The following is a 26,359-nucleotide window of genomic DNA, read 5'->3' on the forward strand; positions in this document are numbered from 1 at the left end:
CGATGACTCCACCCCCCGAGGACACCACCGGCAAGTCCGGACGCAGGGCCGAACTCCTCGACATCGCGGCCACCCTCTTCGCCGAACGCGGCCTGCGGGCCACCACCGTGCGCGACATCGCCGACGCCGCGGGCATCCTGTCGGGCAGCCTGTACCACCACTTCGACTCCAAGGAGTCGATGGTCGACGAAATCCTACGGGGCTTCCTCGACGACCTGTTCGGCAAGTACCGCGAGATCGTCGCATCCGGACTCGACAGCCGCGCGACCCTCGAAGCGCTGGTCACCACGTCCTACGAGGCGATCGACGCGTCGCATTCGGCGGTCGCGATCTACCAGGACGAGGTGAAGCATCTCGTCGCCAACGAGCGCTTCACGTACCTGTCCGAACTGAACACCGAATTCCGCGACCTGTGGATGGGTGTGCTCGAGGCGGGGGTGAAGGACGGCAGCTTCCGGGCCGACATCGACGTCGAACTCGCCTTCCGCTTCCTCCGCGACACCGCCTGGGTCGCCGTCCGCTGGTACCGGCCCGGCGGTTCCGTCACGGTCGACACCGTGGCCAAGCAGTACCTCTCGATCGTCCTCGACGGACTTGCGAGTCCGTAACACTGACTAGGAGTTTCAACATGACCGAGGCCTACATCGTCGACGCCGTCCGCACCCCGATCGGCAAGAAGAACGGCGGCCTGTCCGGCGTGCATCCCGCCGACCTTGGTGCGCACGTCATCAAGGCCGTCGTCGAGCGCACGGGCATCGACCCGGCCGGTGTCGACGACGTCGTCTTCGGTTGCGTCGACGCGATCGGCGGGCAGGCGGGCAACATCGCCCGCACCGCGTGGCTCGCCGCCGGCTACCCGGAAGAGGTCCCGGGGGTCACGGTCGACCGGCAGTGCGGGTCGAGTCAGCAGGCTGTCCACTTCGGTGCGCAGGCGATCCTCGGCGGCACCGCCGACCTGATCGTCGCCGGCGGTGTGCAGAACATGAGCCAGATCCCGATCGCGTCTGCGATGGTGGTCGGGCAGCAGTACGGATTCGACACCCCGTTCGGCGGATCGACGGGCTGGGCCGAACGCTACGGCGACCAGGAGGTGTCGCAGTTCCACGGCGCCGAACTGATCGCGGACAAGTGGGACATCAGCCGCGAGGCACTCGAACGATGGGCGCTGCAGAGCCACGAGCGCGCGCGCACCGCCATCGCTGAGGGTCGCTTCGACCGCGAGATCGTGCCGGTGGGCGACTTCACCACCGACGAGGGTCCGCGCGAGACCAGCCTCGAGAAGATGGCGGCGCTGAAGACCCTCACCGACGGCGGACGGCTCACGGCCGCGGTCGCGAGCCAGATCTCCGACGGTGCGAGCGCGGTGCTGCTGGCCTCACCGGAAGCCGTCGAGCGGTACGGCCTGACGCCCCGCGCCCGCATCCACCACCTCAGTGCCCGCGGCGCAGACCCGATCTTCATGCTCAGCGCGCCGATTCCCGCGACCCGGTACGCGCTGGAGAAGACCGGCCTGAGCATCGACGACATCGACCTGGTCGAGATCAACGAGGCCTTCGCGCCGGTGGTCCTCGCGTGGCTCGCGGAGACCGGCGCCGACCCGGCGAAGGTCAACGTCAACGGCGGCGCGATCGCCCTCGGCCACCCGCTCGGTGCGACCGGCACGAAACTGATGGCGACGCTCCTCAACGAACTCGAACGCACCGGCGGCCGCTACGGCCTGCAGACCATCTGCGAAGGCGGCGGCACCGCGAATGCCACGATCATCGAACGCCTGTGAGTACTTCTTAACCGCCGGCGGTTAAGAAGTACTCACGGGTGCGAAGCGCTACGCTCGAACAGGATAGTGACGAGTCCTGAACGGGGCCGTGATGCACGAATTGGCAATCACCCAGAGCGTCGTCGACGCCGTCTGCGAGACCGCCGCGGGACGGACGGTCCACAGCGTGCGGGTGCAGGTGGGGGCGCTGACTGCGGTGGTCGCCGATTCGATGCAGTTCTGTTTCGAACTGGTCACCGAAGGGACCGTCGCGCACGGTGCCCGTCTCGACATCGACCACACGCCGGGCGGTGCGCACTGCCATGAATGCGGCGACGACTTCGTGCTCACGGACCTGGTGTTGCTGTGCCCGTGCGGAAGTGCGGACGTGGAGGTCACGTCGGGTCGGGAACTACGAATCCTCTCGATGGAAGTGAGCTGACGCAAATGTGTGCCACCTGTGGATGCGGAGACGAGACCGGGACCAGGATCACGGTGCCGCACGAGCACCCGCACGACCACGAGCACCCGCACGACCACGAGCACCCGCACGACCACGAGCACCCGCACGAGCACCCGCACACTCACGAGCACGCGACCGAGACGGTGACGCTCGAGCAGAAGGTGCTGGCGAAGAACGACCTCACGGCGGAGCGCAACCGGGGCTGGCTGGCGGGTCGCGGGGTGCTCGCCCTCAACGTGATGAGCTCGCCCGGGTCCGGGAAGACGACGCTGCTCGAGCGCACCATCGCCGACATCGGTGGGCAGCGCCGGGTCTCGGTGGTGGAGGGCGACCAGGAGACGATGCTCGACGCCAACCGCATCAAGGCGACGGGATGTGCTGTGGTACAAGTGAACACGGGCGCCGGGTGTCATCTCGACGCCGAGATGATGCGGGACGCGCTGACTGCCCTCGACCCCGAGCCGGACTCGCTGCTGTTCATCGAGAACGTGGGGAATCTGGTCTGTCCGGCACTGTTCGATCTCGGCGAGAAGAGCCGGGTGGTGATCATCTCGGTGACCGAGGGGACGGACAAGCCGCTCAAGTATCCGCACATGTTCGCGGCGGCGAACCTCGTGATCGTCAACAAGGCGGACCTGTTGCCGTACGTGGACTTCGACGTCGACCTGTGCACGAAGTACGCCCGGTCGGTGAACCCCGACCTGCAGATGATCACATTGTCGGCGACTACCGGTCAGGGCATCCAGCAGTGGTACGACTGGATCGCGAAGCAGTGACGCCTTTACACGACGGGGCCGGACACGGCGGTGCGACGCGCCGGGGACCGTTGACATCCGCTCGGCGGCGGAGCTAAATAAATATCAGCGCCACGCAGGTGGGCCGACGGTCGACTCCGGTGGCGACAGGAGTTGTGTTCACTCCGGAAAGCGACCTGATATGCCGACACAGGAAGCAATCAACGCCGAGGACACCCTGATTCACGTGCTGTGGATCAATGCGGGACTCAGTTGCGACGGCGATTCGGTGGCCCTGACGGCCGCGACGCAGCCCAGTGTCGAGGAGATTGCCCTGGGCGCCCTGCCGGGCCTGCCCAAAGTGGCTGTGCACTGGCCGCTGATCGACTTCGACAACGGGCCGGAGGGCGGCGCCAACGACTTCCTGGAGTGGTTCTGGAAGGCGGACCGCGGCGAACTCGAACCTTTCGTACTGGTGGTGGAGGGTTCCATCCCGAACGAGCAACTTCACGACGAGGGTTACTGGTGCGGCTTCGGCAACAATCCCGAGACCGGTCAGCCGGTGACGACGAGTGAGTGGCTCGACCGTCTGGCTCCGAAGGCGACGGCGATCGTCGCGGCGGGCACGTGCGCGACGTACGGCGGCATCCACGCGATGGCGGGCAATCCGACCGGTGCGATGGGTGTTCCCGATTATCTCGGCTGGGACTGGAAGTCGAAGGCGGGCATTCCGATCGTCTGCGTTCCCGGTTGCCCGATCCAGCCGGACAATCTGTCGGAGACGTTGACGTATCTCCTCTACATGGCGACCGAGCAGGCGCCCATGATTCCGCTCGACGACGCGCTGCGTCCGCAATGGCTGTTCGGCGCCACGGTCCACGAGGGCTGCGACCGCGCCGGCTACTACGAGCAGGGTGATTTCGCCACCGAGTACGGCTCACCGAAGTGCATCGTGAAGCTGGGCTGCTGGGGTCCTGTCGTCAAGTGCAACGTCCCGAAGCGGGGCTGGATCAACGGTGTGGGCGGGTGCCCGAATGTGGGCGGTATCTGCATCGGGTGCACGATGCCGGGCTTCCCGGACAAGTTCATGCCGTTCATGGACGAACCACCGGGCGGCAAACTCTCGACGACGGCGTCCGGGCTGTACGGCTCCGCTATTCGGAGTTTGCGCAAGATCACCAAGAACACGTTGGACAAAGAGCCGCACTGGCGCAGTCGCGGTACGAAACTGACCACGGGCGCGACACGCACCTGGTAGTCCCGCTCGGGGTCTCGGGCGGTGGTCCGCCGGCCTCGAACACTGAGAGGTACGTCGATGACAACGATCATTCCGGAACCTTCGCACAAGTCGGAATCCGACGGCCTGGTCGAGATGGCGTGGGATCCGATCACGCGCATCGTGGGTAGCCTGGGCATCTATACGAAGATCGACTTCAAGCAGAAGGAAGTCGTGGAGTGCCACAGCACTTCGTCGATCTTCCGCGGCTATTCGATTTTCATGAAGGGTAAGGACCCGCGTGACGCCCACTTCATTACGAGCCGTATCTGCGGCATCTGTGGTGACAACCATGCGACGTGTTCGTGCTACACCCAGAACATGGCCTACGGTGTGAAGCCCCCGAACATCGGTGAGTGGATCGTCAACCTCGGCGAGGCCGCGGAATACATGTTCGATCACAACATCTTTCAGGAGAACCTCGTCGGCGTGGACTTCTGCGAGAAGATGGTCTCCGAGACGAATCCGGGGGTGCTGGCGCAGGCCGAGAAGACCGAGGCGCCGCACGCCGGGGAGCACGGCTACAAGACCATCGCCGACATCATGCGGTCGCTGAACCCGTTCACCGGTGAGTTCTACCGGGAGGCGTTGCAGGTCAGCCGGTGGACCCGAGAGATGTTCTGTCTCATGGAGGGTCGGCACGTGCACCCGTCCACCCTGTACCCGGGTGGTGTGGGAACGGTCGCGACGATTCAGCTGATGACCGACTACACGACGCGTCTGATGCGCTACGTGGAGTTCATGAAGAAGGTCGTGCCCATGCACGACGACCTGTTCGACTTCTTCTACGAGGCGATGCCCGGTTACGAGAAGGTCGGCCTGCGCCGGACCCTGCTCGGCTGCTGGGGGTCGTTCCAGGATCCGGCGGTGTGCAACTTCTCCTACAAGGACATGGAGAAGTGGGGTCGGGCGATGTTCGTGACGCCCGGTGTCGTGGTGGACGGGAAACTGGTCACGACGTCCCTGGTCGACATCAACCTGGGAATCCGAATCCTGCTCGGCAGTTCGTATTACGACGACTGGACCGACCAGGAGATGTTCGTGAAGAACGATCCGCTGGGGAACCCGATCGACCGCAGGCATCCGTGGAACCAGCACACCAACCCGCACCCGCAGAAACGCGACATGGAGGACAAGTACAGCTGGGTGATGTCGCCGCGATGGTTCGACGGCACCGATCACCTCGCCCTCGACACCGGCGGCGGACCGCTGGCCCGGCTCTGGAGTACCGCCCTCGCGGGCCTCGTCGACATCGGGTACGTGCAGTCGACCGGTCACAGCGTGAAGATCAACCTGCCGAAGACCGCGCTGAAGGGCCCGGTCGAATTCGAATGGAAGATCCCGCAGTACGGCAGCAACACGATCGAGCGGGACCGGGCGCGGACCTACTTCCAGGCCTACGCGGCGGCGTGCGCGCTGCACTTCGCGGAGCAGGCGCTCGCCGAGATCCGCGCCGGGCATACGAAGACGTGGGAGAAGTTCGACGTCCCCGACGAGGGCATCGGCTGCGGCTTCACGGAGGCGGTGCGCGGAGTCCTGTCGCACCACATGGTGATTCGCGACGGCAAGATCGCGAACTACCACCCGTATCCGCCGACGCCGTGGAACGCCAACCCCCGCGACAGCTTCGGTACGCCGGGACCGTACGAGGACGCGGTGCAGGGCCAGCCGATCTTCGAGGAGAACGACCGGGAGCACTTCAAGGGCATCGACATCATGCGGACCGTCCGCAGTTTCGACCCCTGCCTGCCGTGCGGCGTGCACATGTATCTCGGTGAGGGAAAGACGCTGGAGAAGCTGCATTCGCCCACCCAGTCCGTGACCGGCGAGTGACGGGGTACGCATGGAGAGTGGCGGATCGGAGACGTGGGGGAGTGACGAAGTAGCAGACGACCCCGATCGGTGGCGGACAGCCGGCGAACGGATCGACAGCCTGTTGGACGCGAGTTCGACAGGTGGCTCGGTGGCCCGCGAGCGCGCCGAGCAACTGGTCCGGGAGGTGGTCGAACTCTACGGCGCCGGGCTGCAGCGTGTCCTCGACATTATCGGCGACCGCGACGACGACCTCGTCGAACGCCTCGCCGCCGACGAACTCGTGGCCAGCCTGCTCCTCGTGAACGGACTCCATCCGCACGACGTCGAGACGAGGGTCGCCTCCGCACTCGACAGCGTGCGCCCGTACCTGGGCTCGCACGGCGGTGACGTCGAACTGCTCGGTGTGGTCGACGGTGTGGTGCGATTGCGGCTCACCGGCAGCTGCCAGAGTTGCCCGTCCTCGGCCGTGACCCTCGAACTCGCCGTCAAGGACGCCGTGCTGGCCGCCGCGCCGGAGACCGTGGACATCGAGGTGGTGGGCGCCACCCCCGCCGCCGGGTCCGGGTTGATCGCCGCGGAATCGCTGTTCTCCCATGTTCATCCGAACGGATTGGACGGGTCGAGCGGCACGGGAACGTGGGTGTCGGTGCCCGAACTCGAGGAACTCACGCCCGGGGAGGTGGCCGGGTTCTCCGTCGCCGGACTCCCGATCCTGGTGTGCCGGATCGGGGAGCAGTTGTTCGCCTACCGGGACCGGTGCGCCGCCTGCACCAATTCGCTGGCCGGGGCCACGCTGCAACGGAAGGCGGGTGGGCAGGTGGGGGACGCGGTGCTGCGCTGCCCGTCGTGCCGGGCGCATTTCGACCCGCGTCGCGCGGGCCGGCGCCTGGACGGCGACGCGGACGCCGAAACGCTCTCGCCGCTCCCCGTCCTCGTGCGGGACGGCGTCGTCTCCGTGGCCGTGCCCGCCGCGGAGGTGGCGTGATGAGCCCGTCGGGGAACGGGCTGCGCATTCTGCAGCGCATCGCGTCCGAGCGGCCCAAACCGGTGGTCGGGGAGCGGTGCGACATGTGCGCCGTGCCGATCGCCGACGCCCACCAGCACGTCGTGAATGTCCAGGACCGGCAGCTGATGTGCGTGTGCCGCGGGTGCTACCTGCTGTTCACCGACGAGAGTGCCGAACTGCGCTTCCGGGCCGTCCCGGAACGCTACCTGTCGTTTCCGAACTTCGAACTCGCACCCGGACGCTGGGACGAACTGGAGATCCCCGTCGGACTCGCGTTCGTGTTCCGGAACTCGCTGCTGGCCAAGACCGTCGCGTTCTATCCCGGTCCGGCGGGCGCGACCGAGTCGGAACTGCCCCTCGATGCCTGGGACGGTGTGCTCGCGGTGAACCCGGCGCTCGGCCAGCTGGCCGCGGACACGGAAGCCTTGTTGCTGCGGGTCCCCGAGCACGGTGAGGGCGACCCCGAGTGCTACCTCGTTCCCATCGACGCCTGCTACCAGTTGGTGGGTCAGTTGCGGCAGGTGTGGCGGGGGTTCGACGGCGGCCAGGACGCGCGCCGGGTCATCGACACGTTCTTCGACGATGTGCGGGCGCGCAGTCGCGTCGCGAAGGAGCCGACGTGACCGAGTTGACGTTCCGCGTGGAAGACGTGTTCCCGGAACCGTTCGCGGTTGCGCCGAATCTGACTGCGCGGGTGGAGGTGACGGAGTCGAGCGGTGTCGTCGTGCACGCGATGGCCGTGCGGTGCCAGGTCCGCATCGACCCGCAGCGCCGCCGCTACACGGACGCCGAGGTGGAGGGCCTGCTCGATCTGTTCGGGCCCCGCGAGCGGTGGACGTCGACGCTCAAACCGTTCCAGTGGATGCAGACCAGCACCGTGGCCCAGGGGTTCACCGGGGCGAGCGTGGTGGAGTTGCCGCTGCCGTGCACGTACGACTTCGAGGTGACGGCCTCGAAGTACCTGCACGCCCTCGACGAGGCCGGGTCGACGGTGCCGCTGGTGTTCCTGTTCAGCGGAACGGTCTTCACGCGAGGCGTCGCCGGGTTCGGTGTGGAACGGATTCCGTGGGACCGGGAATCGACGTACGACCTGCCGGTGGCGGTGTGGCGCGAACTCGTCCAGGCGCACTACCCGAACACGGGCTGGGTGCGCCTCGACCACGACACACTGTCGGCACTGGCGAAATACAAGGCGGCGCACGGACTCCTCGGACTGGACGTCGCCATCGCAAACCTGCTGCAGGGAGCCGGGGAGGTGATCGCATGATCTCCCCGGCGTCCCTGCAGCGAGTCCGGGCCGTGGCCGACGCGGTCCTCTACGAGGGCTACCTGCTGTATCCGTATCGTGCGAGTTCGTCGAAGAACCGATCGCGGTGGCAGTTCGGCGTCCTCGGACCGCCGGGTGCGGCGGAATCGGGAGTCGGCGAGGAACCGCGCCTGTCCTGTCAGACGCTGATGCGCCCGTGTGCGGATCAGCGGTCCGGCGTCTCGGTGACCGTCCGCTTCCTGCAACTGCAGGTGCGTGAGGTCGAGAGGGCCGCGGGGTCCGGGTTCGAGCCGGTCGGGGAACTCACCGTCGCCGGCCGCAGCTGGCTGTCGTGGGACGAGGCGGTGGAACGCGAGATCGACCTGGGCGCGGTGTACCCGGCCGAGGAGCTCGAGGACTGCCGGCTCGACGTGGACGTCGACGGTGGAGTGGACGTCGAGGAGTTGCGCGAGGAGGACGGGACCCTCGCCGGGCGCGTGGTGCGGACCCGGTGGCCGTTGCGCGCCGTCGTCCGCGTCGGCAGCGACCGGCACGACGGACTGGACGTGCTGCGGGTGTCGATCGAGAACGTGAAGATCGACGCGATCGGCACGTGGTCGAAGGATTCGGCGATCAGGCACTCGCTGATCGGGGCGCACCTGATGCTGGCTGCCGAGGGCGCCGAGTTCGTCTCGCTACTCGAGCCGCCCGACGACGCCGCGGATCTCGCGTCGACCTGTCATCAGGAACGCTGCTACCCGGTGCTGGCCGGGCTGCCGGGGGAGACGGACCTCGTCCTGGTGTCGCCGATCATCCTGTACGACCACCCGGAGGTGGCCGAGCAGAGCGACGGCGCCCTGTTCGACGCCACGGAGATCGACGAGATCCTCACCCTGCGCGTCATGACGCTCACCGAGGAGGAGAAGCGTCAGGCCCGCGCCACCGACCCGCTCGCCGCCCAGATCATCGACCGCTGCGAGCAGATGTCGCCGGCGACACTCGCCCAGATGCACGGCGTCCTGCGGAACCCGCACTTCCCGAGCCCCGACATCCCGGAGCAGCGGGGCCTCCCCGACATGGGTCTGGTCCCGGAACTGACCGACGACGTGCCGTGGTGGGATCCGGACGCCGACACCGCCGTGCGACCCGACGTCGACGGCGTGATCGTGAACGGCGTCCGGGTGGCGAAGGGCAGCGTCGTGCGGATCCACCCGTCGCGCCGCGCCGACGCCCAGGACCTGTTCTTCGCGGGACAACTCGCTCGCGTGGTGACCGTGCACGCGGACGTCGACGGTGGCACCCACGTCGGCGTCGTGCTGATGGACGACCCCGCGTCCGAGTTGCACGAGTGGTACGGCAGGTATCTGTACTTCGCCCCGGACGAGGTGGAGCCCGTATCGGCAGACACCGGAAAGGAAGAACAGTCATGAAGATTCTCGGAGAGGCCACCACCGCCGCGCTGGCGTTGCTTGCGGTCGCCGGAGTTGCGGTCGCCGTTTTCTCGCTTCCCGACATCAAGCGGTACCTGCGTATGCGCAAGATGTGAGGCCCCGTGACGGACAGGCGGGTGCTGGTTGCCGGTGTGGGCAACATCTTCTTCGGCGACGACGGATTCGGGCCCGAGGTGCTGCGCGGTGTCGCGACGAGGCCGCTGCCGCCGGGCGTCCGGGCCGTCGATTTCGGCATCCGTGGAACACATCTGGCGTACGAACTGCTCGACGGGTGGGGTGCGTTGCTGCTGGTCGACGCGGTTCCCGATCGAGGTGAGCCCGGGGCGTTGAGGGCGTTCGAGGTGGGCCCCGATTCGGTGCCCGCGGCGCCACTCGACGCGCACAGCATGGATCCGGGGGCGGTGTTCGCCAGTCTCCGCGCGCTCGGCGGGACCCTGCCGCGCGCCGTGGTCCTGGGCTGCCAAGTGGACAACACCGAAGAGGGAATCGGGCTGTCACCGCGCGTCGCCGCCGCCGTCGCACCGGCCGTCGACGCCGTCTTCGAAATCGTGGACCAGCTGCTGGCGCCCGAAGCAGTAACGCTGCAACCCGAGAAGACGGAGGGCTGAATCGTGTGTCTCGGAATTCCCGGCCAGGTGGTGCGCATGCTCGAGGGCTACGGCAACCAACTCGCGCTCGTCGACGTCGTCGGCGAACAGCGCAAGGTGAACGTCGGCATGCTGCCCGAGGACGTCAGCCTGGAACCGGGCGACTGGATCGTCATCCACATGGGTTTCGCGATGGAGAAGGTGGACGAGGCAGGCGCCGAGAAGGCGATGGCGGGGCTGGAGATGATGGGACGCTCGCGGACGGCGGACGAAGACTAGCTCTGCGTTTCGGCGTGGCGGGGGTCCGGCGGTCCGGCGACGAAGTCGCGTGCCCGATTCCAGCGGGCGTGGTAACGCTCCCCGAAACGTGCCTGGGAGCGGGCCAGTCGGCGCGGCCGGGTGCTGTAGTGGCGCACAGCCCACCAGGAATCGGGCTTGGCCAGGCGGATCGCGCCGACGATCGCGACGGGCTGGAACACGATCCCCACGATCCCCGTCACGAATTTGCCCTTCAACAGGCAGATCAACGAGATACCGAGCGAGATGAGCAGATAACCGATCGACGTCCACCACTGGGCGGTACCGATCCGCCCGCTCACGAGTTCGGCGCCCCCGATCATCAGACCGGTGATCATGAGTGCGCAGAAGATCGCGTCCACCGACTTTCGTCCGGACGTGCTCCAGTACACATCGTCGAGGTGCACCCACAGCGCGAACTCGTCGAAGGTCAGTGCGAGACCGACCCCGAACAGCGCGGCGAAGACGTTGAGTGCCGTGCCCTCCGGGGTGGTCGCGATCAGTGCCAGCCCCGCCAGCGTCATGAACAGGATCCCGAAAACCTGGTGGTGCAGGTGCACCCCGCCGACCGTGATGTCGCCGATCAGACCGCCCCCCTGGTCGGCGTCGTCGTCGGCGGGCTCCGCTCCTCGCGAGCGGATGCGTCGGGTGATGAGCCGGGTGACCACGAACGTCACCAGAACCGCGATGAACAGCCACATCACGGGATACAGGACCACTATCCGGCTGTCGCCTTCGGTGTCCACGACGATCTCGGCGAGAATGGCCATCTCGACACTCCGTCAGGTGGGGGAAATCGATCTCTCTCCGGGTATACACCCCGACCGCGGACCGCAAACGACGTTCCGCCCACCGACTTCCTGCCGGACCTCGTCACGCCGGGAGGTTGTCGAGCGGACCGTGGCCGAACGTCGCGCCGGTGGCGGTCAGCAGGCGCGTGGGGTCGTACCAGTGGTCGCGGCCGATCAGGTCGAGGTGCCGTTCGGTGAGGCCGCGGCGGGTTCCGGCGGTGACGGCGTCGTCGAAGGTGAAAGAGTCGGCCTGCAGTCGCAGGCGGCCCGAGTCCACGAGCGCTCGGCCGAGTTCGCGGACGGTGACGGGGTCGGGATGGCAGGCGTGGAACACGTCGCCGGAATGTGCTGTGGCCTGCGCGGCGAGGGTCGCGAGTAGCCGGGCGAGGTCGGTCACCGCGATGACCGAGATCCGGGACCGCCCCTCGTTCACCCAGGCGCCCAGTGTCTCGAGGATCCGGATGAATCCGGGGACGAACCAGCGGTCGCCGGGGCCGTGGACGAAGCCGGGCCGGACGACGCAACCGCCCGATTCGAGGACGCGGTGTTCGGCGGTCAGCCTGCTCGCGCTCACCGCCGAAACGGGTGCGGGTGTGGCGTCGAACTCGCCGATTCCGCTGTGCGGTCCGTCGCCGTACACGCCGATGGTGCTGACGTAGAGCACCCGGCGGATGCCGTTACGGGCGGCGGCGGCCAGGAGGTTCTCGGTGCCGTCGACGTTCACGGCGGTGCAGTGCGCCGGGTCGCTGCCGGTGTACGACGCGGCGTGGATCACGACGTCGGCGCCGGTGAATGCCGCGCCGAGGCTCGCCGGATCGGTCAGATCCGCCTGCGCGAACACGACACCCGGAATGTCCTGGTCCGAGCGTGTGCGCGCGACCGCGGTGCACGCAATCCCGGCCGATGCCAGGGCCCGCACGGTGGCGGACCCGATGAAGCCCGTCGCTCCCACGACCGCGACACGTACCGGCGCGGAGGGTGTTCGACCGCGCTCGCTTTCGGTCGACGCTGGTACCGTCTCTCCGGGCAATGGGCGCGTGTTCCGTGCTTTCATCGTCATCGTTCTTCTCTCATGCGGCAGGGAAAGGTGTGAACGTGGTTCAGCAGGCGCGTGCTGCGGCGACTCGACAGCAGATCGTCCGCGGGGCGGCGGAGATGTTCGAGAAGTCGGGTTTCGAAGGAGCCAGACTCGGCAACATCGTCGAGAACGCCGGAATCACGAAGGGAGCCTTGTACTTCCATTTTCGTTCGAAAGAGGATCTGGCGCGTTTCATCATCGGGGAGCAGCACCGGATCTCCATTGCGTCGGTCGAGGCTATCGGCCGTGAGCAGGTGTCGGCGATCGAGCAGATCGTGATGCTGTGCCACGAAATGGCCCGGCAGATCGTGAACGACCCGATCGTGCGCGCCGGTATCCGGATCACCCTCGAACTCAGCGCCGACGACCAGGGCCCCGCGGATCCCTACCTCGACTGGATCAACAGTTGCGAGATGCTCGCCACCCGGGCCGTCGAGCAGGGGGACCTCCTCGCCGACATCGACCCGCCGCGGCTGGCGCGGTTCGTCATCGGCGCCTTCACCGGCGTCCAGACCGTCTCCCAGGTGTTGACGCAGCGCACGGACCTCGAACAGCGCGTCGACGACATGTGGGGGTTCCTGCTCCCCGGGATCATGCCCGCGAGCCGGCACCAGGGCATCGCCCGGATCCGGCGGGCCCGCTGGGTACCGGACGACGCCGACTAGCCGGGCGCACATGCGCTCACCGCGGTAGGTGCGAGCGCCGCGGTTCCGCGCACGACCGCCACACCGCCCTGCCGTATCGACCCGCTGATGGACAACGCGCCGTCGTCCGCCGCGTCCAGCCGGATAGTGGTCCGCTCGTCCAGTTCGGCGAATCGGTGAAACGTGGCTCCCAGGGACGCGAGGTGCGCGTCCGGCAGGCCGAGTCGGGCGGAGGCCGCCTGCCGCAGAGTCTCGAGCAGCAGCATCCCGGGTATGTGATCGCACGGATGGTCGAACAGCACGGGGTGCGTGTGGTCGATCCGCAACTCCCACTCGTTCTCGGAGCGTCGCGGACCGAGGACCACGTGCGCGTCGTCGACGTGACCGACCAGTGCAGCCGGGACGGGAGCGGAGCACCACGGCACACCGATCGCCCGCGGGCCACGCTCACCCCAGCGGGCGCGTGAGTACGCGGCCGGGGGGAAAACCACCGCGTGCCCCGTCGCGGTCCCGGCGTCCTGCTCACCCAGCCGGAACCGGAGGTTGACGCGGAATGCGGACAGCGCGCCGCCGCGGTACACGTGCTCGGACACGGTGACCTCGACGACCACCTCTGCGGCCGCCGCCCCCACCGCGAGCGCGCCGGGCACCGCGTGCACCTCGAGGTGCTGCATGACGAACCGGTTCGGGAGCGGGACGGAGAAGCGGGTGTGCCCCAGGTAGATGGCGGTCTGCCGGAGCGTTTCCGCCAGCAGCATGGAGTCGTAGTGCCCGTCTCGGGTGCGGTAGAAGCCGTGCAGGCGGGGCCACTGCGCGGCGACGACGAACCGGTCCGGCACCGGCAGCGAGACACAGTCGGTGAGGAAGACCTCGGCCACGGATTGGCGGTGCACGTACCTGCGGGGCACGGTCCGCTCGAACGACATCGGAGGAAGGGCAGCGGGCACCGGACGGGAAATTCGCGCCACAACCCCATCTCCCCACAGAACCGGCCGGCCCGATGCCGCGGACCGCCCGAACTATAGAACACAGACCGCGCGGTCTGTGATGTGGGGAGTGCGTTGCTACCGGCCCTTCAAGCTGCCGATTCGAAGCGATCCGGGGTTGTCGTCCTCGCCCCGGTCCTCTTCGATCTCGCGGACGTACTCCTTCGGGTCCTTGTCCGAGGTGTCCACCTCCGACAGGGTTCGGTTCACGAGGAAGTATTCGGCGAACCGCCGCCCGAGCGACTCGCGAAGATCCTCCGGGGCGGTCCGGAAGTCGGCCAGGCCCTCCCGTTCCTCCTCGGCCATGTGCTCGTCGTTGGCCCGCCGCGTCCGGCCGACTGCCGCCCACCATTCCGCCGAGAGGATGGGGTTTCCCGCCGCCTCGCGGACGCCGTCGCGGATGTCGTTGTGGTCCCCGATCGCGTCGAGGGTCTCGGCCTCGGCCTCACCGTCCTCACCGACGCGGAGAAGTTGGGGGTAGAAGATTTTCTCTTCCGCTGCAGCGTGCAGATCCAGGCGTTTCGCCAACGGCGTCCACACCGCCTCCACGGCAGTGATCTCCACCCGGCGCCGGGACTTCAATTCGTCCAGGGCGGCGAACTGACGCCGGAACCACTCGTGGTCGTCGAAAATCAACTCGATGATGTCAGGCATGATTCGATTCTCCTTTGCGGAGCGCCTCTCAGTCCCCGGTCGCGGCTTTGAGATGTGCGGCGGAGGCCGCCTTGAGGTGGGTGAGGTCGGACGCGACGGTCGCGAACGTGTAGCCCTCCGCGAGCCGGCGTGCCGCCACCGAACCGTCGGGGGTGTGGATGCCCGCCGCGATGCCTGCCGCTGCGGCGGCCTCACGGACCCGTTCCACGGCCGCCTCGAACTCGTCGTCGACGCTCGGATCGTTCGGGTGCGCACCACCGACGGCGAGGCGCAGGTCGGACGGCCCCACGTAGACCCCGTCGAGTCCGGGGACGGCGCAGATCTCTTCCACGTTCGCCAGCCCCTGCGGGGTTTCGATCATCACGACGACAACCGTGTCCCTGTTGGCCTCCGCCGGGGTGGGGCCGATCCGGAGTTGTGAACGCATCGGACCGTACGAACGCACTCCGGTAGGCGGGTACGTCGCGGACGCGACGGCCCGGGCGGCTTCGTCCGCAGTGTTCACCAGCGGGACGATCACGCCCGCCGCGCCGGCGTCGAGTGCCCGGCCGATCGGTGTCGGATCGTTCGACTCGACGCGGATCATGCCGACGGTGGAGCCGGAGGCGTCGATGGCGGTGAGTCCCGCGACCATGCCGGAATATCCGATCAAGCCGTGCTGGAGGTCGAGGGCGATGTAGTCCCAGCCGACGTGGGCGAGCCACTCCGTCGACACCGGGCTGTCGATCACGGACCAGTAGCCGACGATCCGTTCCCGGCCGCGCAGTCGGGCGGCGAATTCCTGGGCGCTCATGAGGGCGTTGTCTCCTAGCGGTTGTAGTTGGGCATGGGTCCGCGCAGGGCACTGCCCACTTCGTCGCACGCGTCGATCAGTTCGTCGTCGAGTCTGCCCTTCGCCACGGCGGCGATGTTCGACTGCAGGTGCGCGACCTTCGATCCGCCGAGGAGGATCGGCCCCGCGGCGGGCTTGGACACGAGCCAGCGGAGGGCGAGTTCGGTGAGGGGGATGCCGGCCTTGTCGGCGATCACGGACAGCTGCGTGATGGCGTCGAAGATCGCGGTGTTCCAGTACCGCTCCTTGTACATCTGCGCCAGCCGCGAATCGCCGAAGCGGCCGTCGGCGGGCGTCGTGTCGAACGAGTGCCGTCCGGTGAGCAGACCGCCGCCGAGCGGGTTGTAGACCATCGTGATCAGGCCGGTGACCGACGCGAATTCGGCGTATTCCTCCTCGATCCGGCGGGCGAGCAGGTTGTAGAGCTGCTGGGCGACGATCGGCCGGGGTGCGCCGAGGGCGTCGGCGGTGTGGTTCAGTTCCGCGATCTGCCAGGCCGCGAAGTTGGAGACACCGAGGGCGCGGATCTTGCCCTCCGACACGAGTTCCGCGACGGTGGACAGGGTGTCGGCGAGCGGGGTGGCGCGGTCGGGCTGGTGCAGATAGAACAGGTCGACGTGATCGGTGTCCAGTCGTTTCAGGCTCGCCTCGACGCTCGACCGGAGACCGGCAGGCGACAGCGGTGAGTGGTCGCCCGCGTCGGGGTGCGGCATCCCCGCCTTGGTGGCGAGGGTGACGCGGTCTCGCCGGGTGGTGAGCAGCCGGGCGAGGATCTTCTCGGACTCTCCGCCGGCGTAACCGTTGGCGGTGTCGATGTGCGTGATCCCGGCATCGAGCGCCGCGTCGACCATCGCTGCGGCGCCGTCGACGTCGACGGTGTCGCCGAAGGTCATCGTGCCGAGCACGAGTGAGGTCAGGTCGAGTTCGGGCATCAAGCTACTCCTCGGGATGGGGTGCGGGAAACGTCGGCCGCGCCGGGTGAACGCGAGACGAGGTGGCGGGGTTTGATCCCGACCATGGTGGTGGGGTCGAGTGCGGCGGCGCGCAGGGCCTGGGTGTACGGCTCGGCGGGACGTTCGAGAACGTCGGTGGTGGAACCGCTTTCGACCACCCGTCCGCGGGACATGACGATCACGGTGTCGCTGATCTCGCGGACCACGCCGAGGTTGTGGGAGATGAAGACGTAGGTCAGACCGGTGTCGTGCTGGATCTCGCGGAGCAGATCGAGGACCTGCGCCTGCACCGACACGTCGAGCGCACTGGTGGCCTCGTCGCACACGAGGAGTTCGGGCCCGCTGGCCAGCGCCCGGGCGATGCCGATGCGCTGCCGCTGACCGCCGGAGAACTCGGCGGGCCTGCGATGGAGTGCGGTGGCGGGCAGGCCGACGCGGTCGATCAGCTCCGCCGCCCTGCGCGCCCGCTCCGATTTGCTCCGGATGCCCTGCAGGCGTAATGGTTCGCCCACGATGTCGACGGCCGTCAGGTGCGGGTCCAGCGACCCGTACGGATCCTGGAACACCATCTGCACGCGAGAACGGAAGGGGCGCAGCGCCTTTTCCGACAGCTGTGCGATGTCGACCCCGTCCACCAGGATGAGGCCTGACGTCGGGGTGAGCAGCCGGACGATCGACTTCGCGATGGTCGACTTGCCACACCCGGATTCGCCGACGACGGCGAGCGTCGCCCCCTTGTCCACCGAGAAGCTGACGGTGTCGACGGCGCGGAACACCCCGTCGGGCACCGGGTCTTCGACGACGAGATCTTCGACGGACAGCAGAGGTGCACTCATGTCGACGCTCCTACGGTCGTGGTGTAGTCGCCGAGCCGCGGCACGGCGTCGAGCAGCTTCCTGGTGTAGGCGCTCCGAGGATGCAGGACGAGGTCTTCGGCGTCACCGTTCTCGACGAACCGGCCGTCCTTCATGACGTAGATGCGGTCCGACATCAGCCGGGCCACGCCGAGGTCGTGGGTGATGACGAGCATCCCGACGCCGGTGCGCTCCTGCAGTTCGAGGAGCAGGTCGAGGATGCTGGCCTGCACGGTCACGTCGAGGGCGCTGGTGGGTTCGTCGGCGACGATCAGTTCCGGGCTCGACGCGAGCGAGCAGGCGATCAGCACCCGCTGCAGCATCCCGCCGGAGAGTTGGTGCGGGTACTTCCCGAGTTGTCCTGCCGGGTTCTGTATCCGCACCTGTTCGAGCAGTTCCACGGCGCGCGCGGTTTCCTTTGCCTTGCCGGAGATGCCGCTGTGGCGCACCGCCTCCCGCAACTGGGATCCGATGGTGTGCACCGGGCTCAGCGCCGTCATCGGGTCCTGCGGGATCAGGGCGATGTGCCGGCCCCGGACCTTCGCGAGCGCCTTCGGCTTCCCGAGGATGTCGCAGTCCTTGAACCGGACCGCCCCGGACAGGACGGCGAGGTCGTCGGGGAGCAGACCGAGGAGGCCCATCGCGGTGGTCGATTTTCCCGACCCCGATTCGCCGATGATCGTCACCGTTTCGCCGGCGTCGATGCAGAAGGACACGCCGTCCACTGCGCGGATGACGCCCCTGGCGGTGATGAGTTCGATCTGCAGTTCGTCTACTCTGAGGAGGTTCCCCATGTCAGACCCCTTCCTTGCGCGGCGAGATCCGGTGGAGGAACCCGCGGCGCTTCTCGGGCGACCGCGGCGGGCGGTCCCGGAGTCCGTCGCCGAGCAGGTTCACCCCGATCACGAGCAGCACGATGACGAGACCGGGCAGGGTGACGAGCCACCACGAGGTGGTGATGTAGTCCTGGCCGTCGGAGATGATCCGGCCCCAGGTGGCGAACGGGCGTTGCGGTCCGGCGCCGAGGTAGCTCAGCGCGCTCTCGAGGAGCACGGCCTGCGCGAGAAGCAGCAGCACGACGAGCGAGGCCTGCTTGATGACGTTGGGGACGACGTGACGCAGCAGGATGGCGGTGCGTCCGAGCCCGAGCACCCGGGACGCTGCGATATAGGGCTTCTCGCGTTCGACGAGGACGAGGGATCGGGTCAGCCGGGCGATCTCCGGCCACTGGGCGATCGCGATGACGAACGTGATAACCGGTATGGACGGACCGAACAGGGCGACGACGAGCAGCAGCATCATGAGCAGAGGCAGCGACAACTGGGCCTCGAGCAGCCTGCTCACGACCGTGTCGGTCCAGCCGCCGAGGTAGCCGGCGAGCGCGCCGAGGCACAGGCCGATCAGACCGGAGACGACGACCGCGAGGATGCCGATCGTCAGCGACACCTGTCCGCCGTAGAGGACGCGGGAGAGGAGGTCGCGGCCGAGTTGGTCGGTGCCGAAGAGGTGACCGTCCGTGAGCGGCGGAAGCCGGCGCTGGGAGAGGTCGGTGGCGTCCGGTGAGGGCAGCGGAAGCAGCTGCGCCAGGGCGACGGGTGCGATGACGGCGAGGGCGCAGATGCTGCCCACCCAGATCTTCACGCGGCTGTCGCGGGCGCGGCGGGTGGCGCCGGCCCGGGCGATGTCCCGGGTGGTGACGGCGCTCGGCCGCTCCTGCGCCGGGGGATCGATGACGGTGGTCATTTGCTCGTTCCCTTTCCGAGTCGGACGCGCGGGTCGAGAAGCGGATAGCAGAGGTCGACGGCGAGTTGGACGAGGACGGCGAGCACCGCGGTCACGAGCACGGTGGCCTGGATGAGGGGGTAGTCCCTCGTCTCGAGGGCCCGCACGACCAGCGATCCGACGCCGGGCCAGGCGAAGACGACCTCGACCACGACGACGCCGTTGAGCATGGACGCGAACCGCGTGCCGAGCGCGGTGAGTACCGGGATCGCCGAGTTCCGCAGGGCGTACCGCCAGATGAGCTCCCGCTCCGGGACACCCCGCGAGCGGGCCACCGTCATGTACGGCGAGGAGAACGCCCCGACCATCTCGCGGCGCACCATGCGGGAGATGAGGGCGATCTGCAGCACGGCCACGGTCACGGTGGGCAGCACCAGGCTCGACCACGTCGTGAAGCCGGCGGCGGGAAATATCGGGATCAGGACCGCGAACAGGGTGATGAGCATGAGGCCGGTCCAGAAGTCGGGCATGGACTGACCGGCGATCGTGACGACGTTGGCACCGAGTTCGCGGCGGGTGTCGGCGCGGCGCGCCATCCACACGCCCAGCGGGATGGCCACCAGCGTGGTGAGCACGATCGCCGCGACGGACAGGGTGATCGTGTAGGGCAGCCGGGCGAGGACCACGTCGAGCGCGGGCGCCTGGAACGAGTACGAGGTGCCGAGATCGAGGTGGAGCAGCCCGCGCAGATACAGCAGGTACTGGGTGAACACGGATTGGTCGAGGCCCATGTCCGCCCGGATGCGGTCGAGATCCTCGGTGGTAGCCAACGGCCCGGCCATCGAGTACGCGGGGTCGCCGGGCGCCATCCGGATGAGGACGAACACGGTGGTGAGGGTCAGGAAGACGGCCAGCGCGCTCTGTCCGAGGCGTTTGGCGACGTAACGGGGCATGGCCGCCGTCAGCACTCTCGGGACGGCGGTGCGGGAGGTCCGGGTCGGGCGCGGAGCCGTGGATGCCGAGCTGGTGGGCTGGGCTGAAAGCGCCGTGTCGGCGGTGTGCTGCGTCATTCGGTCACCGGCCGTTCGGGGTCTGCGTGAGGGGTCATCGTCGACCTTTCGATAACGCCGGCGATGGAGGTGTCGACACCGCGGCGTGTCGGGTACAGCAGCTTCATTTGTAACTCAGCTCACAATCGCACTAATGCGCGTTGTGCGCAAGTCTTGCTCGCCATCTTGCGCATCTCAAGCAACTCTGAGTAGAGTTCGGATGTGCCGGCGATCACATCGCCTGGTGGGCAACCGCCTCGCGCCGTGCCTGATCGCTGCGCCCCACACCCATAGTCCCGAGAGGTCGACGATGACCAATTCTCTTTTCGAACAGCGTTTTTCGAGGAGGACGCTGCTCAGGTCGGGTCTCCTGCTCGGCGCCGGCCTCACGCTCGGATCCGCAGCGGGATGCGCGACACCGACCGGAACGCCCGGACCGAGGACCGTGAGCCTGGCCCTCAACCGTTCGCTCGTGAGCCTCGACAACAAGCTGAACCAGTTCGACGCCGCACTCACCGTCCAGCGCGGCGTCCGCCAGGCCCTCACCGAGATCGACCGGAACCTGCGGCCCCAGCTGGTGCTGGCCGACCGGTTCGAGCTCGTGTCGCCCACCCAGTGGTACGTGCACCTGCGGCCCGGCATCCGCTATTCGGACGGCACCCCGGTGCGGGTGCAGGACGTCGCGACCGCCCTGCAGATGTACAGCCAGGTCGACGGATCCTTCGTCGGCGGATTCTTCCCCGAGTGGCCCACGGTCGACCAGATCGACGACACCAGCTTCACGCTGAACACCGAACGGCCCGTCCCCGTGCTCGACTACCTCATGTCGAACATTCTCGTCACCCCGGCGGCCGCCAACCTTCCCGAGGAACTGCAGTCCGGTGTGGGAACCGGACCGTACGTCGTGACGGAGAGCGACCGCGGCACCGGCAACTACACACTGGAGCGCAACGAGAACTACTGGGGAGCTCCGGCGCAGATCGAATCGGTGCGCGTCCGCTTCGTGCCCGACGAGTCGAACCGCGTCGTGACGCTGCGCAGCGGCGAGGTCGACGTCATCGACTCCATCACCCCGGACGCGGCAGACCAGCTCGCCGGACTGTCGGGTGTCTCGATCGATCGGATCGACGGCGTCCGGTTGAATCAGCTCTTCTTCAATTTCCGGAAACCGCAGGGGCATCCGCTGGCCGATGCGCGGGTGCGCCGGGCACTGACCTACGCCATCGACGGACATGCGCTCGCCGACCAGGTGCTCCAGGGCTCGGCCACCCCCTCGCGCGGGGTCATTCCCCTCACCCTCGACGGCGCCGTCGAGACCGGCGAGTACACGTACGACCCGGCCCGGGCTCGCGGTGAACTCGACGCGCTCGGGGTCCGCGACCTCGAGCTGAAGATCATCTGGGAGACCGGCGAATTCGCGGCCGACACCGACATCATGGAGTCGGTGCTGCAGATGCTGTCCGCGGTCGGCGTCCGGACCACCCTGCAGCAGTTCGAACCCGGCGGCGACATCTCGCAGTGGCGCCAGGGCAAGGCAGGCGACTGGGACGTGCTGGGCAACGGCTTCCCGAGCCCGACAGGTTTGGCCCTCACCATCATGCAGGGTATGTACGCCGGCACCGCGGAGAAGGAAGCGACCCGGGACACCTACCACGGGTACATCTTTCCCGAGATCACCCGAATCATCACCCGCGCCTCCGAGGAGGCCGACGCCGCCCGGCGCGGCGAACTCCTCGCAGACGCGCAACGCCAGATCTGGGACACGTGCCCGTGCCTGTGGTCGTTCGTCCCGAAAGCCGTTCTCGCGCGGCGTTCACGGATCGACGGTGTCGGGCTGCGCCCCACCAACTCGTACGACCTGAGTGTCGCGGCGCTGCACGCGTAGACGCGACCCCGCACCGACACCCCACCCTCTCGACGCACTGGAGACGCAGATGACCACACCGAGTCCCACAACCGATACCCGATCCGCCGACGGCGTCGTCCGGCCCGCCGTGGAGACGGGCCGCCGCGACGCGCTGCTCCCCGCACCGCAGGTGCAGAATCACGCGGCCAATCTCACGGTCCTGCCGGACGGGTCCCTCGCCTGCGTGTGGTTCGCAGGCACCCAGGAGGGTGTGCCGGACATCAGCATCTGGCTCTCCCGGCTGGTCCCGGGAACGGATCTGTGGTCCGAGCCGGTGCAGCTGTCCGACGATCCGACGCGGTCGGAGCAGAATCCCGTTCTGCACGTGACGAAGACGGGTGCCGTGTGGTTGCTGTGGACGTCGCAGCACGCCGGTAACCAGGACACGGCGCGGGTCATGCGGCGCATCTCCGCCGACGGCGGCCGGACGTGGGGCGAGCAGCACACGCTGCTGCCGGAAACCGACGCCGGCGGCGTGTTCGTGCGGCAACCGGTGATCGCACTCCCCACCGGGCGGCTCCTGCTCCCCGTGTTCCACTGCGTCCGCATCGAGGGCCGCAAATGGGTGGGCGATCGCGACTACAGCAGCGTGATGATCTCCGACGATCATGGCGACTCCTGGCGGGAGGTGGTCGTCCCGGGCAGCGTCGGCTGTGTGCACATGAACATCGGCCGCCTCGCCGACGGCACCCTCGTGGCCCTGTACCGCAGCCGCTGGGCGGACTCGATCTACCGCAGCACCTCCACCGACGACGGCGACACCTGGACCGAGCCGGAGGCCACCGAACTGCCCAACAACAATTCGTCCATCCAGTTCGTCGTGCTGCCCGGCGACCGACTCGCCCTGGTGTTCAACGAGTCCAGCGCTGCGAACGCCACCGCGCGGCGGACGTCGCTGTACGACGAGATCGACGACGACGGACTCGCCGACGCACCGCCCGCGGCGACGGACGCGGAACCGGAACCCCTCGTCGACGGCGACAGCCGGAGCGCGTTCTGGGGTGCCCCCCGCGCGCCGATGACGCTGGCGATGTCCGAGGACGGCGGCCGGACGTGGCCGCATCGCCGGGACATCGAGACCGGCGACGGCTACTGCCTGTCCAACAACTCCCGCGACGGCCTGAACCGTGAGTACTCGTACCCCAGCATCACCGCCGGAAACGACGGTCACCTGCACGTGGCGTTCACCCGGTTCCGCCAGGCCATCGAATACGTCGAACTCGAGGCGGGCTGGATCGCCGACGGGGGCCGGTCGTGACGGGGGATGCGAAGCGGGCGGTCGTGACCGGAGTCAGCTCCGGCATCGGCGCCGCCACCGCCCGCCGGCTTCTGGACGACGGGTGGTCGGTCACCGGATTCAGTCGGCGGGATCCCGGTATAGCTCACGATCGGTTCACCCGGGTTGCCGTCGATCTCGGTGACCTCGACGCGTTGTCCGAGCAGGCGACGGCGGTCGGTGCGGTGGACGCCGTCGTCCATGCCGCTGGACTGCAGTCCTCGGCGCCCCTGGGGAAACTCCGGGTGGAGGACGGCCTGGACATGTGGCGTATCCATGTCGCGGCCGCCGAGGTCCTGGTCGACGCGCTCGTGCCGTCGATGCGCAACGGCGGCCGGGTGGTCCTGGTCGGCAGTCGCACGATGTCCGGAGCGGCGGGCAAGAGTCAGTACGCCGCCACCAAGTCGGCCCTCGTGGGGATGTCGCGGTCCTGGGCCGCCGAATTGGTGGACCGGGCGATCACGGTCAATGTGGTCGCGCCGGGGCCGACGGACACCGCGATGCTGAACGACCCGGCACGCACGTCGACGCCGCCGAAGCTTCCGCCGCTGGGCCGATTCATCGCGCCGGAGGAGGTGGCGGGGCTGATCGGCTTCCTCGTCGGGCCGCTCGGCGGGAGCATCACGGGTCAGGCGATCGTGCAGTGTGCGGGGGCCTCCCTGTGAACATGCTGCGCGTAACGCGCATAACTGCTAGCATTAGATGCACGGAACGCGCACGTAATCGGGCAAAGGCGGCATCATGAGACCGAACTCGATCGGACCGGATCCGACCGTCGCGGTCTTCGCCGACGACCTGTCCGGTGCGGCGGAAGTGGCGAGCGCCTTTCTCGACCGGAGTGCGCCCCTGTCGCTTCTTCTCGGCGCCGGCGAGGCGCACGAGGCGGGCGGCGTCGTCATCGCGGATCTCGACACCCGGTCGATGAGCGCCGAGGGTGCGGCCCGGACGATGCGCCGTGCCCTCGACGGCGTTCCGTCCGGCACGCTCGTGGTGAAGAAGATCGACTCACTTCTGCGCGGGAACATCGGGGCCGAGGTGGGAATTCTCGCCGACAGCGGTCCGGTGGTTTTCGCGGCGGGCCTGCCCGCACTCGACCGGACCGTGCGCGGCGGCGTCGTGCATCTCGGTTCGACGCCACTCCATGCCGCCGGCGTCTGGTCGGCGGAATCCGCGCCTCCGCCGGAGTCGGTGGCCGCACTCTTCCCGGACCGCGCCACGCGCTGCGTGCCCCGCGGTCCCGGCGTAGGGCAGGCGCTGGCCGGCGCGGCGTCCGACGGCGTCCTCGCGATCTGCGACGTCGAAACCGAGGCCGACCTCGACGCGATCGTCCTGGCCTGCCGCGCAATTCCCGGAGTGCGACTGGCCGGGACGTCCGCCCTCGCCGCGGCCGTGGCGCGCACCCTGCCCCGCCGCGACGTCACCGCCGCTCTCACGGTCACGTCCGCGGAATCCGTCCTGACCGTCGTCGGGACAGCGGAACCCGTTGCCGTGCAACAGGTTGCGTCACTCGTCTCCGACGGCGCCCGGCACGTCCCCGTCGATGCCCGCGCCCTGCTGCTCGGCGACGTCGACACCGCGCCCCTGCGCCGCGCACTCGACAGCGGTCAGGCAGTCCTGACGGTCACCGGCGAGGTCGACCCGTCGAATGCGCGGACGCTGTCGGCGGCGCTCGGCCGACTGGTCGCCGCCGTGCAGCACGGCCGCCGCTCCGATCTCGTGCTCACCGGCGGGGAGACGGCGCGGGCCGTCGTCGACGCACTGGGAATCACGTCACTCCGGCCGGTCCACGAGGTGCACCACGGCGCCGTCGCCTCCGTGGCGTCCGACGGACGGCGAGTCGTCACCAGACCCGGCAGCTTCGGCGACGCCACCAGCCTCTCCGCGATCGCGGCCTACCTGCGCGGCGGTCAGCCGCCCACCCACACTCCCACACAGCGAGGACCCCACATGAGCGCGTCAACCGATACCGCCAACCTTCCCGCCGTCGCCGTCACCATGGGCGACGGTGCCGGAATCGGCCCCGAGGTGATCGTCCCCGCACTGCTGGACGAGGCCACCCGGTCCTGGTGCAACCCCGTCGTCGTCGGCGACGCCAAGCGGTTGCGTCTCGCGGCGAACGTCCTCGGTCTCGACGCCGACATCGTGACCGTCGAGTCGATCGCCGACGCACAGTCGGTGCCCGGACGCGTCAACGTCATCGATCTCGACCTTCTCCCCGAAGACCTGCCGTGGGGCGAACTGTCGTCGGTCGCCGGGCACGCCGCGTACGAGTACATCCGCGTTGCCAGCGAACTCGCGGTGCGCGGGGAGGTGCAGGCCATCTGCACGGCCCCGCTCAACAAGGAGGCCCTGCACGCCGCAGGGCACATCTTCCCGGGGCACACCGAACTCCTCGCGCATCTCACCGGCACCGAGGAAGTGTCCATGATGCTGTCGACGCCGAAGCTCAAGGTCATTCACGTGACCACCCACATCGGCCTGCTCGACGCCGTCGCGAAGATCGAACCCGGGCTCGTCGAGAGGACCATCCGGCGCGGACACGAGGCGCTGGTGCGCTCCGGAATCCCGGAACCGAAGATCGGGGTGTGCGGCATCAACCCGCACGCCGGCGAGCACGGGCTGTTCGGCTACGGGGAGGAAGAGCAGAAGATCATTCCCGCGGTCGAGGTGCTGACGGCGGACGGCATCGACGTCCACGGACCGTTGCCTGCGGACACGGCGTTCTTCCTCGCGGGACGCGGCGACTACGACCTCATCGTGGCGATGTACCACGACCAGGGGCACGGGCCGGTGAAGGTCCTCGGCATCGAGGCGGGCGTCAACATCACGGTGGGGCTGCCCGTCATCCGGACGTCCGTCGACCACGGCACCGCCTTCGACATCGCGGGCAAGGGTATTGCGGAGGCCGGTAGTATGGTCGAAGCTCTTCGTCAGGCTGCCGAATTGGCAACCAGCACAGCGGTTGTGAAGTAGGGGGACGGGA

The 26,359-nt window shown here is 68.2% G+C and carries 28 protein-coding genes; 18 read left to right on the plus strand and 10 right to left on the minus strand.

What is annotated here, in order from left to right:
* Nucleotides 1–2 precede the first annotated feature (2 nt).
* From I1A62_RS32765 to I1A62_RS32820, 13 genes are all read left to right on the plus strand, one after another.
* Complete coding sequence (locus I1A62_RS32765) at nucleotides 3–608, plus strand: TetR/AcrR family transcriptional regulator (RefSeq protein ID WP_124392148.1); 606 nt, start codon at nucleotides 3–5, stop codon at nucleotides 606–608.
* A 20-nt stretch (nucleotides 609–628) separates the two neighbouring features.
* Complete coding sequence (locus I1A62_RS32770; RefSeq protein ID WP_219456467.1) at nucleotides 629–1,777, plus strand: acetyl-CoA C-acetyltransferase; 1,149 nt, start codon at nucleotides 629–631, stop codon at nucleotides 1,775–1,777.
* Between the two features lie 91 nt (nucleotides 1,778–1,868).
* A complete protein-coding gene (hypA, locus tag I1A62_RS32775; RefSeq protein WP_124392149.1) occupies nucleotides 1,869–2,198 on the plus strand; it encodes a hydrogenase maturation nickel metallochaperone HypA in 330 nt (109 codons plus the stop codon).
* Between the two features lie 5 nt (nucleotides 2,199–2,203).
* Nucleotides 2,204–2,995 carry a hydrogenase nickel incorporation protein HypB gene (hypB, locus tag I1A62_RS32780; RefSeq protein WP_219456468.1) on the plus strand — a complete coding sequence of 264 codons (792 nt, stop codon included), beginning with the start codon at nucleotides 2,204–2,206 and terminating at the stop codon, nucleotides 2,993–2,995.
* A gap of 160 nt (nucleotides 2,996–3,155) precedes the next feature.
* Nucleotides 3,156–4,211, plus strand: coding sequence for a hydrogenase expression protein HypE (locus tag I1A62_RS32785; protein ID WP_072938985.1), 1,056 nt, complete (start codon nucleotides 3,156–3,158; stop codon nucleotides 4,209–4,211).
* Between the two features lie 57 nt (nucleotides 4,212–4,268).
* A complete protein-coding gene (locus I1A62_RS32790) occupies nucleotides 4,269–6,062 on the plus strand; it encodes a nickel-dependent hydrogenase large subunit (protein WP_124392151.1) in 1,794 nt (597 codons plus the stop codon).
* Between the two features lie 10 nt (nucleotides 6,063–6,072).
* Nucleotides 6,073–7,029: a NifU family protein gene (locus I1A62_RS32795; RefSeq protein WP_219456470.1), complete on the plus strand. Its 957-nt coding sequence runs from the start codon at nucleotides 6,073–6,075 to the stop codon at nucleotides 7,027–7,029.
* Entirely contained in the window at nucleotides 7,029–7,673 is a 645-nt protein-coding gene (locus I1A62_RS32800; protein WP_218268988.1) for a DUF5947 family protein, read from the plus strand. Before I1A62_RS32795 ends, I1A62_RS32800 begins: the two co-directional genes overlap by 1 nt.
* A complete protein-coding gene (locus tag I1A62_RS32805; RefSeq protein WP_219456472.1) occupies nucleotides 7,670–8,317 on the plus strand; it encodes a DUF6084 family protein in 648 nt (215 codons plus the stop codon). Before I1A62_RS32800 ends, I1A62_RS32805 begins: the two co-directional genes overlap by 4 nt.
* Nucleotides 8,314–9,726, plus strand: a complete 1,413-nt coding sequence (locus I1A62_RS32810) for a hypothetical protein (protein WP_219456473.1) — start codon at nucleotides 8,314–8,316, stop codon at nucleotides 9,724–9,726. The genes I1A62_RS32805 and I1A62_RS32810 overlap by 4 nt, the downstream gene beginning before the upstream one ends.
* On the plus strand, nucleotides 9,723–9,842 hold the full coding sequence (locus tag I1A62_RS47325) for a hypothetical protein (RefSeq protein ID WP_371851542.1): 120 nt from the start codon (nucleotides 9,723–9,725) through the stop codon (nucleotides 9,840–9,842). Before I1A62_RS32810 ends, I1A62_RS47325 begins: the two co-directional genes overlap by 4 nt.
* 6 nt (nucleotides 9,843–9,848) lie before the next feature.
* On the plus strand, nucleotides 9,849–10,355 hold the full coding sequence (locus I1A62_RS32815) for a hydrogenase maturation protease (RefSeq protein WP_219456474.1): 507 nt from the start codon (nucleotides 9,849–9,851) through the stop codon (nucleotides 10,353–10,355).
* Between the two features lie 3 nt (nucleotides 10,356–10,358).
* On the plus strand, nucleotides 10,359–10,613 hold the full coding sequence (locus I1A62_RS32820; RefSeq protein WP_005569807.1) for a HypC/HybG/HupF family hydrogenase formation chaperone: 255 nt from the start codon (nucleotides 10,359–10,361) through the stop codon (nucleotides 10,611–10,613).
* On the opposite strand, the gene I1A62_RS32825 is transcribed toward I1A62_RS32820, so the two are convergent.
* Together I1A62_RS32825 and I1A62_RS32830 are read right to left on the minus strand one after the other, a co-directional pair.
* Entirely contained in the window at nucleotides 10,610–11,401 is a 792-nt protein-coding gene (locus I1A62_RS32825; RefSeq protein WP_219456477.1) for a hypothetical protein, read from the minus strand. The genes I1A62_RS32820 and I1A62_RS32825 overlap by 4 nt on opposite strands.
* 103 nt (nucleotides 11,402–11,504) lie before the next feature.
* Nucleotides 11,505–12,482 (minus strand): NAD(P)-dependent oxidoreductase, encoded by a 978-nt coding sequence (locus tag I1A62_RS32830; RefSeq protein ID WP_219456478.1) that lies wholly within the window; start codon nucleotides 12,480–12,482, stop codon nucleotides 11,505–11,507.
* A gap of 35 nt (nucleotides 12,483–12,517) precedes the next feature.
* On the opposite strand from I1A62_RS32830, the gene I1A62_RS32835 reads away from it, so the two are divergent.
* Nucleotides 12,518–13,165 carry a ScbR family autoregulator-binding transcription factor gene (locus I1A62_RS32835; protein ID WP_219456480.1) on the plus strand — a complete coding sequence of 216 codons (648 nt, stop codon included), beginning with the start codon at nucleotides 12,518–12,520 and terminating at the stop codon, nucleotides 13,163–13,165.
* Here the strand turns inward: I1A62_RS32835 and I1A62_RS32840 are convergent.
* The 8 genes from I1A62_RS32840 to I1A62_RS32875 all read right to left on the minus strand — a co-directional run bounded on the left by I1A62_RS32840 (nucleotide 13,162) and on the right by I1A62_RS32875 (nucleotide 20,215).
* A complete protein-coding gene (locus I1A62_RS32840; protein WP_219456482.1) occupies nucleotides 13,162–14,112 on the minus strand; it encodes a ScbA/BarX family gamma-butyrolactone biosynthesis protein in 951 nt (316 codons plus the stop codon). The genes I1A62_RS32835 and I1A62_RS32840 overlap by 4 nt on opposite strands.
* 96 nt (nucleotides 14,113–14,208) lie before the next feature.
* Nucleotides 14,209–14,784 carry a hemerythrin domain-containing protein gene (locus I1A62_RS32845; RefSeq protein WP_219456483.1) on the minus strand — a complete coding sequence of 192 codons (576 nt, stop codon included), beginning with the start codon at nucleotides 14,782–14,784 and terminating at the stop codon, nucleotides 14,209–14,211.
* A 28-nt stretch (nucleotides 14,785–14,812) separates the two neighbouring features.
* Entirely contained in the window at nucleotides 14,813–15,577 is a 765-nt protein-coding gene (locus I1A62_RS32850) for an HpcH/HpaI aldolase/citrate lyase family protein (protein WP_124392162.1), read from the minus strand.
* A gap of 14 nt (nucleotides 15,578–15,591) precedes the next feature.
* Nucleotides 15,592–16,548: an aldo/keto reductase gene (locus I1A62_RS32855; protein ID WP_219456485.1), complete on the minus strand. Its 957-nt coding sequence runs from the start codon at nucleotides 16,546–16,548 to the stop codon at nucleotides 15,592–15,594.
* Nucleotides 16,548–17,405 (minus strand): ATP-binding cassette domain-containing protein, encoded by an 858-nt coding sequence (locus I1A62_RS32860; RefSeq protein ID WP_219456487.1) that lies wholly within the window; start codon nucleotides 17,403–17,405, stop codon nucleotides 16,548–16,550. The genes I1A62_RS32855 and I1A62_RS32860 overlap by 1 nt, the downstream gene beginning before the upstream one ends.
* Nucleotides 17,402–18,217: an ABC transporter ATP-binding protein gene (locus I1A62_RS32865; RefSeq protein WP_124392165.1), complete on the minus strand. Its 816-nt coding sequence runs from the start codon at nucleotides 18,215–18,217 to the stop codon at nucleotides 17,402–17,404. Before I1A62_RS32865 ends, I1A62_RS32860 begins: the two co-directional genes overlap by 4 nt.
* Nucleotide 18,218: 1 nt before the next feature.
* Nucleotides 18,219–19,166, minus strand: a complete 948-nt coding sequence (locus I1A62_RS32870; protein ID WP_219456488.1) for an ABC transporter permease — start codon at nucleotides 19,164–19,166, stop codon at nucleotides 18,219–18,221.
* The gene (locus tag I1A62_RS32875; protein WP_257890599.1) at nucleotides 19,163–20,215 is read right to left on the minus strand and encodes an ABC transporter permease; all 1,053 of its coding nucleotides are present in this window, start codon (nucleotides 20,213–20,215) and stop codon (nucleotides 19,163–19,165) included. Before I1A62_RS32875 ends, I1A62_RS32870 begins: the two co-directional genes overlap by 4 nt.
* Before the next feature lie 289 nt (nucleotides 20,216–20,504).
* On the opposite strand from I1A62_RS32875, the gene I1A62_RS32880 reads away from it, so the two are divergent.
* The 4 genes from I1A62_RS32880 to pdxA all read left to right on the plus strand — a co-directional run bounded on the left by I1A62_RS32880 (nucleotide 20,505) and on the right by pdxA (nucleotide 26,349).
* Nucleotides 20,505–22,079 (plus strand): ABC transporter substrate-binding protein, encoded by a 1,575-nt coding sequence (locus I1A62_RS32880; RefSeq protein ID WP_219456490.1) that lies wholly within the window; start codon nucleotides 20,505–20,507, stop codon nucleotides 22,077–22,079.
* 49 nt (nucleotides 22,080–22,128) lie between these two features.
* On the plus strand, nucleotides 22,129–23,358 hold the full coding sequence (locus I1A62_RS32885) for an exo-alpha-sialidase (RefSeq protein WP_219456492.1): 1,230 nt from the start codon (nucleotides 22,129–22,131) through the stop codon (nucleotides 23,356–23,358).
* A complete protein-coding gene (locus tag I1A62_RS32890) occupies nucleotides 23,355–24,041 on the plus strand; it encodes an SDR family NAD(P)-dependent oxidoreductase (RefSeq protein ID WP_257890600.1) in 687 nt (228 codons plus the stop codon). Before I1A62_RS32885 ends, I1A62_RS32890 begins: the two co-directional genes overlap by 4 nt.
* Before the next feature lie 76 nt (nucleotides 24,042–24,117).
* Nucleotides 24,118–26,349 carry a 4-hydroxythreonine-4-phosphate dehydrogenase PdxA gene (pdxA, locus tag I1A62_RS32895; protein WP_219456493.1) on the plus strand — a complete coding sequence of 744 codons (2,232 nt, stop codon included), beginning with the start codon at nucleotides 24,118–24,120 and terminating at the stop codon, nucleotides 26,347–26,349.
* The last annotated feature ends 10 nt before the right edge of the window (nucleotides 26,350–26,359 follow it).

The organism is Rhodococcus sp. USK10 (assembly GCF_019378875.1).
Classification (GTDB): Bacteria; Actinomycetota; Actinomycetes; order Mycobacteriales; family Mycobacteriaceae; genus Rhodococcus_F; species Rhodococcus_F pseudokoreensis.

What these genes read in the sequence shown, in the direction of transcription:
- I1A62_RS32810 (WP_219456473.1), top strand. Translation starts at nt 8,314, where the DNA reads ATGATCTCCCCGGCGTCCCTGCAGCGAGTCCGGGCCGTGGCCGACGCG.
- I1A62_RS32855 (WP_219456485.1), bottom strand. Translation starts at nt 16,548, where the DNA reads ATGCCCGAACTCGACCTGACCTCACTCGTGCTCGGCACGATGACCTTC.
- hypA (WP_124392149.1), top strand. Translation starts at nt 1,869, where the DNA reads ATGCACGAATTGGCAATCACCCAGAGCGTCGTCGACGCCGTCTGCGAG.
- I1A62_RS32875 (WP_257890599.1), bottom strand. Translation starts at nt 20,215, where the DNA reads ATGACGCAGCACACCGCCGACACGGCGCTTTCAGCCCAGCCCACCAGC.
- I1A62_RS32870 (WP_219456488.1), bottom strand. Translation starts at nt 19,166, where the DNA reads ATGACCACCGTCATCGATCCCCCGGCGCAGGAGCGGCCGAGCGCCGTC.
- I1A62_RS32850 (WP_124392162.1), bottom strand. Translation starts at nt 15,577, where the DNA reads ATGAGCGCCCAGGAATTCGCCGCCCGACTGCGCGGCCGGGAACGGATC.
- pdxA (WP_219456493.1), top strand. Translation starts at nt 24,118, where the DNA reads ATGAGACCGAACTCGATCGGACCGGATCCGACCGTCGCGGTCTTCGCC.
- hypB (WP_219456468.1), top strand. Translation starts at nt 2,204, where the DNA reads ATGTGTGCCACCTGTGGATGCGGAGACGAGACCGGGACCAGGATCACG.
- I1A62_RS32860 (WP_219456487.1), bottom strand. Translation starts at nt 17,405, where the DNA reads ATGAGTGCACCTCTGCTGTCCGTCGAAGATCTCGTCGTCGAAGACCCG.
- I1A62_RS32785 (WP_072938985.1), top strand. Translation starts at nt 3,156, where the DNA reads ATGCCGACACAGGAAGCAATCAACGCCGAGGACACCCTGATTCACGTG.
- I1A62_RS47325 (WP_371851542.1), top strand. Translation starts at nt 9,723, where the DNA reads ATGAAGATTCTCGGAGAGGCCACCACCGCCGCGCTGGCGTTGCTTGCG.
- I1A62_RS32865 (WP_124392165.1), bottom strand. Translation starts at nt 18,217, where the DNA reads ATGGGGAACCTCCTCAGAGTAGACGAACTGCAGATCGAACTCATCACC.
- I1A62_RS32845 (WP_219456483.1), bottom strand. Translation starts at nt 14,784, where the DNA reads ATGCCTGACATCATCGAGTTGATTTTCGACGACCACGAGTGGTTCCGG.
- I1A62_RS32825 (WP_219456477.1), bottom strand. Translation starts at nt 11,401, where the DNA reads ATGGCCATTCTCGCCGAGATCGTCGTGGACACCGAAGGCGACAGCCGG.
- I1A62_RS32795 (WP_219456470.1), top strand. Translation starts at nt 6,073, where the DNA reads ATGGAGAGTGGCGGATCGGAGACGTGGGGGAGTGACGAAGTAGCAGAC.
- I1A62_RS32880 (WP_219456490.1), top strand. Translation starts at nt 20,505, where the DNA reads ATGACCAATTCTCTTTTCGAACAGCGTTTTTCGAGGAGGACGCTGCTC.
- I1A62_RS32790 (WP_124392151.1), top strand. Translation starts at nt 4,269, where the DNA reads ATGACAACGATCATTCCGGAACCTTCGCACAAGTCGGAATCCGACGGC.
- I1A62_RS32830 (WP_219456478.1), bottom strand. Translation starts at nt 12,482, where the DNA reads ATGACGATGAAAGCACGGAACACGCGCCCATTGCCCGGAGAGACGGTA.
- I1A62_RS32770 (WP_219456467.1), top strand. Translation starts at nt 629, where the DNA reads ATGACCGAGGCCTACATCGTCGACGCCGTCCGCACCCCGATCGGCAAG.
- I1A62_RS32765 (WP_124392148.1), top strand. Translation starts at nt 3, where the DNA reads ATGACTCCACCCCCCGAGGACACCACCGGCAAGTCCGGACGCAGGGCC.
- I1A62_RS32800 (WP_218268988.1), top strand. Translation starts at nt 7,029, where the DNA reads ATGAGCCCGTCGGGGAACGGGCTGCGCATTCTGCAGCGCATCGCGTCC.
- I1A62_RS32885 (WP_219456492.1), top strand. Translation starts at nt 22,129, where the DNA reads ATGACCACACCGAGTCCCACAACCGATACCCGATCCGCCGACGGCGTC.